This window comes from Streptomyces sp. NPDC058195 (assembly GCF_042883525.1).
Classification (GTDB): Bacteria; Actinomycetota; Actinomycetes; order Streptomycetales; family Streptomycetaceae; genus Streptomyces.
The window spans coordinates 23,025-35,498 of sequence record NZ_JBHVVM010000033.1 but is presented as its reverse complement, the minus strand read 5'-3'; the positions used below and the strand labels follow the sequence as shown (position 1 = coordinate 35,498).

Sequence of the window (12,474 nt, the reverse complement as noted above, 5' to 3'; positions counted from 1 at the left end):
GGCTTTTTCATGCCCGCCGTCGGCTACGCCACCGTGCGGATGAGCTTCTTGTTGACGAACTCCTCGATACCCGGACGGCCCAGCTCGCGGCCGAAGCCGGAGCGCTTGATGCCGCCGAAGGGCAGCTCGGCGCCTTCGGCGCCGACACCGTTGATGAACACCATGCCGGCCTCGATGCCGTCGGCGACGCGGGCGGCCTGCGCGGCGTCGGTGGTGAAGACGTACGAGCCGAGACCGTAGGGGGTGTCGTTGGCGATCCGCAGCGCGTCCTGCTCGTCGGCGGCACGGAAGACCATGGCGACCGGGCCGAAGAGCTCCTGGCGTGCCGTGGCGTGCTCGGTGGTGAGACCGGTGAGAACCCCGGCCGGGAAGTGGGCGCCGCTGCGTTCACCCTCGGTGTGCAGGGTGGCACCTTCCGCGACGGCCGCGGCCACCTGGCGCTCCAGGGTGTCGGCCGCGGCGACCGAGGACAGCGGCGCCCCGGACTGGCGGGCGAGGAGCGCGGTGGTGAACTTCTCCACGAACGGGTCGTAGAGGTCGGAGGTGACGACGAATCGCTTGGCGGCGTTGCAGGCCTGACCGGTGTTGTCGAGGCGGGCGGAGACCGCGGCGTCCACGACGGAGTCGAGGTCGTCGGTGGACAGCACGAGGAACGGGTCGGAGCCGCCGAGTTCCAGGACGACCTTCTTCAGGTGCCGTCCGGCGATCTCGGCGACGGCGGCACCGGCGCGTTCCGAGCCGGTCAGGGACACGCCGTGGACGCGCGGGTCGGCGATCACCTCGGCGATCTGCTCGTTGGTGGCGTACACGTTGACGTACGCGCCGGTGGGGAAACCGGCCTCGGTGACCAGCCGCTCCAGCAGTGCCGCGGTGGCCGGGCACTGCGGGGCGTGCTTGAGGACGATGGTGTTGCCCAGGGCGAGGTTCGGGGCGGCGAACCGGGCGACCTGGTAGGCGGGGAAGTTCCACGGCATGATGCCGAGCAGCACACCCACCGGGCCGCGCCGGACGACGGCGCGGCCGGGGCCGGAGGTGACGGGAAGCTCCTCGTCGGCGAGGAACTCCTCGGCGTGGTCGGCGTAGTAGTGGTAGATGTCGACGCAGAAGTCGATCTCGCCCTCCGCCTCGTCGAGCGGCTTGCCCATCTCGCGCACGATGCCCGCCGCGAGTTCGGCGCGGTGCTCGGCGTGCAGGTCCCCGAGACGGCGCAGAAGCGCGGCCCGCTCGGCCACGGAGGTGCTCCGCCCCCAGGCGGTGGCCGCGTGGGCGGCGGCGACGGCCGCGGTCACCTCGGCGTCGGTGGCGGTCGGGTAGGACTGGGCGGTCGTGCCGGTGGACGGATCGGTGACGGCGTACATCAGGTCTCCAGGAAGTGCGGGGGTGGCGGGGCCACGTCGGCCTTGTGGCCAATTGTGGCGTGAGGCCGGTTTCGCGGAGCCTACCTACGGTTCGGGGAGGGTGCGGGCACCGGCGGCGGACGTGACGCCCTCGAAGGCGGCGGACGCTCCGCCGGGCGGGCGGGCGGACGCCGCCGGTCACCCGCGTCCAGCGGCGGCCGCCCCGCCGGAGGCGCGCGTGCCCGCGGGAGGCTCTGCCGCCCCGGGGCGGCGGCCAGGCCCCAGGGGCGGGCCCTGGGGCCTTCCAGCGCTCCCTCGCCCCGGTCTCGGGCGGCCGGGTCCGGCAATGCCGGCACGCGCTGGCCCGACGCGCGGCAGCTGTCCCGCCGCCGCCCCGCGCTCCACGGCCCGCGGCTGCCCCGGCGCCCCGGCCGCCGTCCTCGCCGCGCCTCCGGCACGTTCTGCCGAGAGGTACGACAGGGGTTCTCGCGGGTCGGCCGCCGGTGGGCGCGACGCAGTGACCCCTTCCGCGGTATTTATGGAGAGGGCATAAGATTCCGCTTTCGAATTGGTGGGCCGTGATCCTGATTTCCCATGTCAGTGCTGGGACGATCGTCGTGGAGTGAGTCGGGTGTCATGTAGCACCTGCACAATTCGAGGAGGCTCGCATGACCCGGAACGACGCTGTGAATCGGCCCGCTCGGCACGCTTCTGGCGGTCGTGTGCGGGTGACGGGCATCGGGGCGATGACGCCGCTGGGAGACGACGCGTCGTCGTTGTGGTCGGGGTTGCTGGACGGGAAGTCCGGAGTGCGGCTCCTGACGGAGGAGTGGGCCGAGGAACTGCCCGTCCACGTCGCCGCCGGGCTCACGGTGGATCCCGCCTCGCTGCTTCCGAGGACCGAGGCCAGGAAGCTGGACCGGGGCGAGCAGATCGCCCTCCTCACCGCGCGGGAGGCCTGGCGGGACGCCGGTGCTCCGCAGGTCGAGCCGGAGCGGCTCGCGGTCGTCATCGGCACGGGAACCGGCGGCGTCCTCACCACCCTGGGCCAGGACGACATCTTCGAGCGCTCCGGGGCCCGCCGGCTGTCGCCCTTCGCGGTGCCCATGCTGATGCCCAACGGGCCTGCCGCATGGGTGAGCATGGACCTGGGGGCGAAGGGCGGGGCCAGGACGGTGGTGAGCGCCTGCGCGTCCGGCGCGGAGGCGCTCGCGCTGGGACAGGACCTGATCCGGGCCGGCCGGGTGGACGTGGTCGTCGCGGGCGGGGTGGAGGCGTGCCTGCACCCGTTCACCCTCGCGGCGTTCGCCCAGATGAAGGCGCTGTCGACGCGGTCCGCGGACCCGGAGGCCGTGTCCCGCCCGTTCGACGTCGGGCGGTCCGGGTTCGTCATGGGCGAGGGCGCCGGGATGATGGTGCTCGAACGTGAGGAGTTCGCCCGCGCCCGGGGTGCGCGTGGTTACGGCGCGCTGGCCGGAGGCGCCGTGAGTTCGAGCGCGGACCACATCACGGCCTCCGACACGGATGGCCAGGTCCTCGCCATGGAGCTGGCGCTGCGTGACGCCGGTCTGGCCCCGGCGGACATCGGGGTCGTCCACGCCCATGCCACCTCGACGGAGTCCGGTGACCTGGCGGAGGCCGAGGCGATCGCCCGGGTGATCGGCGACCACGCCGCGGTGACGGCGACGAAGTCGATGACCGGCCACATGCTGGGCGCGTCCGGAACGATCGGTGCCATGGCCGCGCTGCTCGCGCTCAGGGACGGTACGCTCCCGGCCACGCTCAACCTTGACGAGCCCGATCCGCGCGTGCGCCTGGACGTGGTGCGCGGCGAGCCGCGTACCGGCCAGTGGCCGGCCGCGCTGGCCAACTCGTTCGGCTTCGGCGGGCACAACGTCACCCTCGTCCTCACCAGGTGACGGATCAGCGTTCCCGGGGCGCCCGGACGCCGGCCGCCGCCAGGGCCAGGGCCAGGGCCGCCGCGCAGACCGGTAGGACGTAGCCCTGTACGCCGCCGACGTGCTCCACGAACCAGCCGCCGGTCGCCGAGCCCGCCGCGATGCCGCCCAGCAGCGCGGTCACGGCCAGGGTCATGCCCTCGTTCAGCTGGCCCTCGGGCGTGAGGCGCTGGACCAGCGTCATCCCCGTGACCATGGTCGGGGCCGTCGCCGCGCCGGCCAGCAGCAGTGCGGCGGCGAGGGCGGGCAGGGAGGAGGCCGAGGCGGCGGCGAACAGGGGCAGGGACATCAGTGCCGTCATCCCCGTCAGGCAGACCAGCAGACGGCGCCGGATGCTCGCGGCGGGGCGCAGCGAGCCGTAGAACAGCCCCGCCACGCAGGAACCGGCCGCCTGGAGCGCCAGGACCGCGCCGCCCGCGTGGGCGATCGTGACGACCTCCATCGAACCGAAGACCGCCCCGGTGGCCAGGAAGGCGGCGAGCAGCGGAGGCATGCCCCGGGTGCGGAGCGGGGAGCCGGTGTGCGCACGGGGTGCGACGGGTGGTTCGGTGGCGCGCTGGGCGGCGAAGACCAGCACGCCGGTCATCAGCAGGACCGCCGCGACCAGCGTCCCGGCCTCCGGGAAGAGCGCCCCGCACAGCAGTGCGGCGAGGGCCGGGCCGAGCATGAAGCAGAGCTCGTCGGCCGCCTGTTCGAAGGAGTTCGCGGTGTGCAGGGCGGCCGGGTCGCCCCGGTGCAGATGCGCCCAGCGGGCCCGGGACATTCCGCCGGTGTTCGGGGTGGTGGCGGTCGCGGCGTAGGCGGCGAAGAGGGTCCAGGCCGGGGCGTCGTAGTGCACGCAGAGCAGCAGTGCCAGCGAGCCGAGCACGGCGATCGCGGTGGCGGGCACCGCGATCCTGGCCTGGCCGTACCGGTCGACGAGCCGGGCCGTCCAGGGGGCGACCACCGCCGTCGCGGCGAGGCCGGTCGCGGTGACGGCCCCGGCCAGGGCGTACGAGCCGCGCGCTCCGGCGATCATGATGACCGCGCTGACGCTGAACATCCCGCTGGGCAGCCGCGCGATGAGATTGCCCGCGGTGAAGGCGCGGGCGCCCGGGGTGGCGAGCAGCCGACGGTACGGATGGGCGGACGCCCGGCGGACGGGGACGGTGCGCGGGGCGACGACCAGCCGGTCACCGCAGACGGCGAGCAGGGGGGCGGAGGCGGTGGGATCGGTCTCGTACGGCATGGGGCAAGCCTCCGGGCGGGTGGTCTCCGGGGTCCAACACCTTCTCCGCAGTGATTGACGCACCTGTGTTGTAAATTTCGGTGTGGCCTCCTCCGCCGCCGGACCCGGCGCCCCGACGCAGCACCCCCGCCCCCACATCGACCCCAGGCTCCTTCGGGTCTTCGTCGCGGTCGCCGGGGAACTTCACTTCACCCGCGCCGCCGCCCGCCTCTACGTCGCCCAGCAGGCACTGAGCCGCGACGTCCGACGGCTGGAACACGAGCTGGGCGTGGAGCTGTTCGTACGAACCACCCGGCAGGTCGCCCTCACCGCCGACGGCGAGCGGCTCCTGCCGTACGCGCGACGGGTGCTGGACGCGCACGCCGAGCTGACCGCGGCCTTCGCCGACCGGGCGGACCTGCCCCTCTTCGTCGATCTCAACACCGACGGCATGGCAGCCTCCCGGGTGCTCGCCCGCGCCCGGGAACTGGCCCCGCGCTGCGAGCTGATGGCGCGCTTCGAGAGCGGGCTGACCTGGGCGGCCGACGAGATCCTCGCCGGCCGCCTCGACGTCTCCTTCGGCCGCGCCGCCGGACTCGGCCCCGGGGTGCGGGCCCGGCTGGGCATGCGGCCGGTGCGGTACGAGCCGATGGCCGTCATGCTCCCCGACACCCATCCGCTCGCCGCGCAGGCGACCGTCGCGCTCGGCGACCTGGCCGGGGAGACCGTCTACGCGGGCGCCGGGAATCCGCGCACCGTGGAGTGGACGGACTTCGCCCGGCTGCTCTTCGCCGCGTGGGACATCGAACTGGCGCCACCGGCCCCGCTCGCGATCGGCGTGGCCGAGTTCCAGCGGGTCATGGAGAAGTCCCGAAGCCCGGTGCTGGTCGTCGACGACTTCCCGCCGATGCCGCGGACCGTGGTCCGCTCGCTGGTCGACCCGGTACCGCTCTCGCCCCTGGTGCTGGTCTGGCGCAAGGGGCTGCGCCATCCCGGGCTCGACGCCCTGCGCGAGGCGGCGGACCAGCTCGCGGCCGAGGAGGGGTGGCTGGTGCGCCCGCCCGGCAGCTGGCTGCCGGAACCCGACGCGGCCCTGATGCTCACCAGCGGGTGAGCCGGGGCGTATACCGTCGCCGTACGTCGTCCGGCGCGAAACGCAACGTCGTCCGGCGGCACGCGTACGGCGTGACGGGCGGGAAACGGATGGCGTAACGAGCGGGAAACACGGGCGAACCAGCGCCGTCACGCATCCCGCGCATCATGGGCGACCGCGGAACCGGAAGCGACAGCAGCGGGACGGGAGTCGGGCCGACCACATGCACCAGGACGACACACACCACGGACCCCTCACGGGCTTCACCGTCGGGGTCACCGCCGCGCGCCGCGCGGAGGAGTTCGGCGCCCTGCTGGAACGGCGGGGCGCCGCCGTCGTGCACGCCCCCGCCCTGCGGACCGTGCCGCTCGCCGACGACCGCGACCTGCGCGCCGTCACCCGGGACGTCATCGGCTCCCCGCCCGACGTGGTCGTCGCCACCACCGCGGTCGGCTTCCGGGGCTGGATCGAGGCCGCCGCGGACTGGGGCCTGGCCGACGGGCTGCTCCAGGCGCTGGGCGGGGCGGAGCTGCTGGCCCGTGGCCCCAAGGCCAAGGGCGCCGTCCGGGCCGCCGGGCTGACCGAGACGTGGTCGGCCGCCTCCGAATCCATGGCCGAGGTGCTGGAACGGCTCCTGGGCGAGGGGGTGGCGGGGCGCCGCATCGCCCTCCTGCTGCACGGCGACTCGCTCGCGGAGATCATCGGGCCGTTGCGCGCGGCGGGCGCGGAGGTCCGCCCCGTACCCGTCTACCGCTGGACGGAACCCGAGGACATCGCCCCGCTCGACCGGCTGCTCGACCTCACCCTCGCCCGCGGTCTGGACGCGCTCACCTTCACCAGCGCCCCGGCCGCCACCGCGCTGCTCGGCCGGGCCGAACACCGCGGGCTGCTCCCGGAACTGCTGGGCGCGCTGCGCGAGGACGTGCTCGTGGCCTGCGTCGGGCCGGTGACCGCCCGGCCGTTGGAGGACCGCGGCATCGGTACCGTGCGGCCGGAACGCTTCCGGATCGCTCCGCTCGTCCAGCTCCTGTGCTCCGAACTCCCCGCCAGAGCGCCGGAGCTGGACGTGGCCGGACACCGGGTGGCGGTCCGTGGGCACGTGGTCCTCGTGGACGGCGAGCCGTGCCGGGTGGCGCCCGCGGGGATGGCGCTGCTGCACGCCCTGGCCCGCCACCCCGGCCGGGTGGTCTCCCGCGCCGAACTGCTGCGTGCCCTGCCCGGCGGCGGCACCGACGAGCACGCGGTGGAGACGGCCGTGGCACGGCTGCGGACGGCGCTGGGCGACCCCGGCCTCATCCGTACGGTGGTCAAGCGCGGCTACCGGCTGGCGCTGGACCCCTCTGAGGGCCGCGTGGACGCTCCTCCTGCGGAACCCGGGCATCAGCGTTGATGTCAGTGCCCGCTGCTAGGGTCTTTCGTTTGGATCAGGCTGGATCAGGGAGCGGGGGCTGGTGCGTGCAGCTGCAAGGCGGAGGAAGGAGCCGACGCGGAGCGTCGGTGACTGACGACAACGCGGCAGATGTGCGTGCCGGCCCCCGCGAGCCCGGCATGATCCAAACGAGAGGCCCTAGAACGGGGAGGGACAACAGCGCGGGAGGAAGGGGGCCTTCGTGGGCACCTGGGGCAGTGGGAATTTCGACAGCGACGCGGCCGCGGAGCATCTTTCGGAGATCACCGGGCGGCTCGTCTCGCGGATCGCGGAGGCGATGGCCGGTGACCCGGTCCTTCTGGAGCCCGACGAGTACGACGGCGTCACCGTGCCGTGCGACATCGAGCTGTTCTGCCTGATCGCGGAGCAGGGCTACGTCGGCGCGGGCGTCCCGGAGCCGGGGGTGGTCGCGGGCTGGCGGGAGACGTTCATGGGCGTGTGGGAGCGGACCATCGACGGGCTGGAGCCCGGCCCGGAGTACAAGGAGGGCAGACGGGCCGAGCTGACCCGCACCTTCGACCGGCTGGCCGCCCTGGCGGAACGGGCGCACTGAAGGGACACCGGATTCGGCCGGCGCCGCTGCGGGGGAAGCGGCACGGCGGGTGGCGGCGCGCGTGCGCGGTCTCCGTCCACGTGCGCGGCCCCGGCTCACCCGCGAGGTTTTAGCCCTCCCGCGAGGTCTCAGCTCTCCCGTGCTGTCTCAGTTCATCCGTGCCGTCTCAGTTCACCCGTGTGGCGATGGCGCGTGCGCAGTCCAGGGACTCGGTGACGCCGGTGTCGACCTCGATGTCGTAGGCCACGCCCTTGTGCACGATCTCCGCCTGGGAGGCGGCCATGCCGATGACCCGGTCGCCACGGGCGATCTCGCGCCCGGCCGCGATCCCGGGATCGCAGCGCACGCCGACCCAGAGCACCTCAAGGCCCTCCAGATGGGCGCGCAGACGGTCCTGGGAGGCCGCTCCGCCGAGGAACACGTCGTCGATGATGATCCGGGCCCCGGCGCGCGCCATGGCGGCGACGCCCGTCGTCCACGCCTCCTCCAGCTCACGGAAGCCGTCGCCGGTGACGACCTCGCCCTGCTCCCCGAAGGCGATCCCGGAACCGGACCCGGTCAGGGACGGCGGCAGCCGGTCGACCAGGTCGTCGACGCCGAGGCTGATCCAGGGACGGGGCAGGATCGCCTTCAGACAGCGGGTGATTCCGCTCTTGCCGGAGCTGGATCCACCATTCAGGACGATGACGTGCGTACTCACGTGACCGGCTCGCCTTCGAGAGTCGTGTGTTCCGAAAGAGGCGCGTCGCGGCGCGACGCGCCTCCATTGTGCAAACGGGCGGCCGGGCGAACGGGCGGACGGGCGGGCGCGCGGCCGGTGGCCGGAGACCGCGTCGGGCCGCCCGGCGCCGGGATACCGTGCGGGGATGACCGACGACATTCACCGGCTCGACGCGGAGATACGGCTCCGCCCCGTCAGGTGGGACGACGCCGCCTCCCTCGCCGCCTCGCTGACCCGCAGCCGTGCGTACATGCAGCCGCGGGAGCCCGTCCGGCCCGACCACTTCTACACCGAACAGGGCCAGCAAGAGCGGCTGGCCGGGCTGCTGGCGGACTGTGCGGCGGGCCGGGCGCGGGCCTGGGTGCTGGCCGACGAGGAGGACCGCGCGGTCGGCGGGTTCAACGTGAACGGCATCGTGCTCGGCCCGCTGTGCAGCGGGGCGCTCGGCTACTGGGTCGACGTGGAGTACGCGGGCCGCGGGCTGGCCACGGCCGCGGTACGGCGGATCTGCGAGGTGGCCAGGGACGGGCTGGGGCTGCACCGGATCGAGGCGGGGACGATGGTGGACAACATCGCCTCGCAGCGGGTGCTCGCCAAATGCGGCTTCGAGCAGTACGGGACGGCACCGCGCTTTCTCCACATCAACGGGGACTGGCGCGACCACCGCCTCTTCCAGCGGATTCTGCACGACGGCCCGCCGCGCGGCTGAACCTCCCCGGGGCGTCCGCGCCCCGGCGCGGTGGCAGGGGTTCCGGGCGGGCTCCGGGAGGGGCACCCTGGGGGAGACCCGACCGGCGACCCGAGGCGGTGGCATGCCCATGATGGCCGGCAAGAGCTCGTGCGACTGGCGGTTCGAATCGGGCCGCCCCTGCCTCGACCTGGTGGCGACGGGGATCGGGACCACCGGGGCGTGCGAGCTGCTGGACGGTGCCGAGCGGCTCGCCGACTGGCTGGTCGCCACCGGACTCGTACCGGACGGCACCCGGCTGGAGGCCGTGGACGAGAGCTGGGTGGCGCGCTTCCGGCAGCTACGGGCCGGGGTCGACCGGCTGCTGACGGCGGAGCTGGGCGGCCGGGGCGACCGGCGCGCCCTGGAACGGGTCAACGCGCTCGCCGCCGGAGCGCCCCCCGGGCTGCGGGCCGTGCACGGCCGGGGCGGCAAACTGGTGCGGACCCTGAGCCGCGATCCCGAGTGCGCGGAACTCCTGGCGGCCGTCGCCCGCGATGTCGTCGAACTCCTCACCGACCCGGTGGCACGGGCCGGGCTGCGCCGCTGCGAGGCCGGAAGCTGCCGCCGCTTCTATCTGGACACCTCGCGCGGGCGCCGCAGGCGCTGGTGCTCCAGCGAGGTGTGCGGCAACCGTGAACGGGTGGCCAGGCACCGGCGCCGGGCGGCGGCCCGGTCCTCGGACGCGCCCTGAGCCCCGGACCGTACGGCGTGTGACGAGCGGTCTTTGCCCGACCGAGACCCGGGAAGGACCAATTCGATATGCGCGGCAGGTGCGCGGCGGGCACCGCTTCGCCTAAGGTTGACGGCTGCCCAATGCACGTCAGAAGGGGGCCTCGGTGGCCGCGCAGGATGCCGCTGTCGATTCGTTGCGGGACCGGGAGATCGGTGTCGAGCAGAAACATCTCGACCGTGTGTACCACCGCCTTGAGGAGAAAATCCACGAGGCGGAATTTCTCATGGACGACGCCGTCAAACGCGGCCAGGTCGGAACGCCCGGGGCGCTCGCCGAGCGCGACGCCCAGGTCTTCCGTGCCGGAATTCATCTCAACCGGCTGAACAGCGAGTTCGAGGACTTTCTCTTCGGCCGGATCGACCTGCTGCTCGGCAAGGACGGCGAACGCGGCCCCGACGGCGCGTACACCTCCGTCGAGGTGGCCGACGACGCGGTGCGCGAGGACGGCACGGCCGACATCGCGGAGACGCTGCACATCGGCCGGATCGGGGTCCTCGACTCCGACTACGCGCCGCTGGTCATCGACTGGCGCGCCCCGGCCGCCGCGCCGTTCTACCGCTCGACGCCGAAGGACCCTGGCCGGGTCGTACGCCGCCGGGTCATCCGCTCCAAGGGCCGCAAGGTCCTCGGCGTCGAGGACGACCTGATGCGTCCCGAGCTGACCGCGCACCTCGACGGCGAGAAGCTGCCGGTGATCGGCGACGGCGCCCTGATGGCGGCGCTCGGCCAGGCCCGCAGCCACACCATGCGGGACATCGTCTCCTCGATCCAGGCCGAGCAGGACCTGGTCATCCGGGCCCCCGCCGCCTCCGTCACCGAGGTCTCCGGCGGCCCCGGCACGGGCAAGACCGCCGTGGCGCTGCACCGGGCCGCGTACCTCCTCTACCAGGACCGGCGGCGGTACGCGGGCGGCATCCTCATCGTCTCGCCGACCCCGCTCCTGGTCGCCTACACCGAGGGCGTGCTGCCCTCGCTCGGCGAGGAGGGGCAGGTCGCGATCCGCGCGGTCGGCTCGCTCTCCGACGACGCGGCCGGTCTTGAGGGCGCCACCACCTACGACGAGCCCGCCGTCGCCCGGATCAAGGGTTCCTCGCGGATGCTCACCGTGCTGCGCAAGGCCGCCCGCGGCGCCCTGGAACAGCCCGGCACCCCCCGCAGGCCGCAGCGGACCGGCGGTCAGCTGGCCTTCGGCGACGACGAGGCGGCCACCACCGCCCCGGTCACCCCGACCCGGCTGCGGGTCGTCGCGTTCGGCGCCCGCGTCGAACTGGAGGCCGAGGAGCTGCACCGCATCCGGCAGTCCGTGCTCGGCGGCACCGCCCCGGTCAACCTGCTGCGCCCGCGCGCCCGCCGGCTGCTGCTGGACGCCCTGTGGAACAAGTCCTCCGGCCGGGGCCGCTACACCGACCCCGAACTCGCCGCCGAGCTGCGTTCCTCCTTCGACGAGGACGTCTCCACCGAGACGGACTTCCTCGACTTCCTGAACGCCTGGTGGCCCGAGCTGAATCCGCGCGGGGTGCTCGCCGCGATGGCCGACGAGAGGCGGCTCGGCCGCTGGGCCCGCCGGGTGCTCAACCAGGGCGAGGTGCGCCGCCTCGCCCGCTCCCTGAAGCGGCTCGACCGGGCGGGCAAGGGGCCCCTCTCCGTGCACGACGTGGCGCTCCTCGACGAGCTCCAGACGCTGCTCGGGGCCCCGCTCCGGCCGAAGAAGAAGCGCGAGGCCGACCCGCTGGACCAGCTCACCGGCCTGGACGAGCTGATGCCGCAGCGCGAGGAGACCCAGCGCGAGCGGGCCGAGCGGCTGGCCGCGGAGCGTACCGAGTACGCGCACGTCATCGTCGACGAGGCGCAGGACCTCACGCCCATGCAGTGGCGGATGGTGGGCCGCCGTGGCCGCCACGCCACCTGGACGATCGTCGGCGACCCGGCGCAGTCCTCCTGGTCCGACCCGGACGAGGCCGCCCGCGCCCGCGACGAGGCGCTCGGCAACCGGCCGCGCCGCCACTTCACCCTCACGGTGAACTACCGCAACCCCGCGGAGATCGCCGCGCTGGCCGCCAAGGTGCTGGAGCTGGCGATGCCCGGGATGGAGGCGCCCGCCGCGGTCCGCTCCACGGGTGTGCGGCCCCGCTTCGCGGCCGTCGGCGACGGCGAGCTGGCGGCCACGGTGCGCGAGGAGGCGAGGCGGCTGCTCGCCGAGGTCGACGGCACCGTGGGCGTGGTCGTCGCGATGAACCGCCGGGCCCAGGCCCGTGAGTGGCTCGCCGAGCTGGGCGAACGGGTGGTGGCGCTGGGCAGCCTGGAGGCGAAGGGCCTGGAGTACGACGCCACGGTGGTCGTCTCGCCCGCCGAGATCGCGGACGAGTCCCCGGCCGGGCTGCGGGTGCTGTACGTGGCGCTGACGCGTGCGACGCAGCAGCTCACGGTGGTCTCGGGGGCGCGGGACCTGCCCGACGCGGACGGGGTGCCGGACCTGCTGAGGGACTGAGGCGGGAAGGCTCCTCCCGGGCTGCCCCGGGGGAGCCGGATCGTTTTTCCGGTCAACCCGTGCCGTGGGGAATCACTTCTTCGGGGTCTTTGTTAGCCTGGTGTCGGCACCGGCTCGATCCAAGCCCCCGGGCCCAACCTTCGTCGCTTCGAGCGACCACTTGCCGCGAGGCGAGCATGGCGGGTCGGTGCCGTACATCTCTAGAGACAGACCCGCGTCACCTTC

At 73.8% G+C, this 12,474-nt stretch carries 10 protein-coding genes; 7 read left to right on the top strand and 3 right to left on the bottom strand.

What is annotated here, in order from left to right; all coding sequences use genetic code 11:
* Positions 1 to 23: 23 nt before the first annotated feature.
* On the bottom strand, positions 24 to 1,358 hold the full coding sequence (locus ACFVWY_RS30635; RefSeq protein WP_389878071.1) for an NAD-dependent succinate-semialdehyde dehydrogenase: 1,335 nt from the start codon (positions 1,356 to 1,358) through the stop codon (positions 24 to 26).
* 647 nt (positions 1,359 to 2,005) lie between these two features.
* Between ACFVWY_RS30635 and ACFVWY_RS30630 the strand changes: the two genes are divergently transcribed.
* Positions 2,006 to 3,256 carry a beta-ketoacyl-[acyl-carrier-protein] synthase family protein gene (locus ACFVWY_RS30630; protein WP_389878070.1) on the top strand — a complete coding sequence of 417 codons (1,251 nt, stop codon included), beginning with the start codon at positions 2,006 to 2,008 and terminating at the stop codon, positions 3,254 to 3,256.
* A gap of 4 nt (positions 3,257 to 3,260) precedes the next feature.
* Here ACFVWY_RS30630 and ACFVWY_RS30625 read toward each other — a convergent pair whose 3' ends face one another.
* Complete coding sequence (locus ACFVWY_RS30625) at positions 3,261 to 4,523, bottom strand: MFS transporter (RefSeq protein WP_389878068.1); 1,263 nt, start codon at positions 4,521 to 4,523, stop codon at positions 3,261 to 3,263.
* A gap of 82 nt (positions 4,524 to 4,605) precedes the next feature.
* Here ACFVWY_RS30625 and ACFVWY_RS30620 point away from each other — a divergent pair, with 82 nt between their 5' ends.
* The 3 genes from ACFVWY_RS30620 to ACFVWY_RS30610 all read left to right on the top strand — a co-directional run bounded on the left by ACFVWY_RS30620 (position 4,606) and on the right by ACFVWY_RS30610 (position 7,577).
* On the top strand, positions 4,606 to 5,616 hold the full coding sequence (locus ACFVWY_RS30620; protein WP_389878067.1) for a LysR family transcriptional regulator: 1,011 nt from the start codon (positions 4,606 to 4,608) through the stop codon (positions 5,614 to 5,616).
* Positions 5,617 to 5,818: 202 nt separating this feature from the next.
* Complete coding sequence (locus ACFVWY_RS30615; protein WP_389878066.1) at positions 5,819 to 6,985, top strand: uroporphyrinogen-III synthase; 1,167 nt, start codon at positions 5,819 to 5,821, stop codon at positions 6,983 to 6,985.
* 220 nt (positions 6,986 to 7,205) lie between these two features.
* Entirely contained in the window at positions 7,206 to 7,577 is a 372-nt protein-coding gene (locus ACFVWY_RS30610) for a DUF4259 domain-containing protein (RefSeq protein ID WP_389878064.1), read from the top strand.
* A gap of 166 nt (positions 7,578 to 7,743) precedes the next feature.
* Here ACFVWY_RS30610 and cpt read toward each other — a convergent pair whose 3' ends face one another.
* Positions 7,744 to 8,277, bottom strand: coding sequence for a chloramphenicol phosphotransferase CPT (gene cpt, locus ACFVWY_RS30605; protein ID WP_389878063.1), 534 nt, complete (start codon positions 8,275 to 8,277; stop codon positions 7,744 to 7,746).
* Positions 8,278 to 8,443: 166 nt separating this feature from the next.
* Between cpt and ACFVWY_RS30600 the strand changes: the two genes are divergently transcribed.
* From ACFVWY_RS30600 to ACFVWY_RS30590, 3 genes are all read left to right on the top strand, one after another.
* Positions 8,444 to 9,007: a GNAT family N-acetyltransferase gene (locus tag ACFVWY_RS30600; protein WP_389878062.1), complete on the top strand. Its 564-nt coding sequence runs from the start codon at positions 8,444 to 8,446 to the stop codon at positions 9,005 to 9,007.
* 109 nt (positions 9,008 to 9,116) lie between these two features.
* The gene (locus ACFVWY_RS30595; RefSeq protein WP_389878129.1) at positions 9,117 to 9,719 is read left to right on the top strand and encodes a CGNR zinc finger domain-containing protein; all 603 of its coding nucleotides are present in this window, start codon (positions 9,117 to 9,119) and stop codon (positions 9,717 to 9,719) included.
* 145 nt (positions 9,720 to 9,864) lie between these two features.
* Positions 9,865 to 12,249, top strand: coding sequence for a HelD family protein (locus tag ACFVWY_RS30590; RefSeq protein ID WP_389878060.1), 2,385 nt, complete (start codon positions 9,865 to 9,867; stop codon positions 12,247 to 12,249).
* The last annotated feature ends 225 nt before the right edge of the window (positions 12,250 to 12,474 follow it).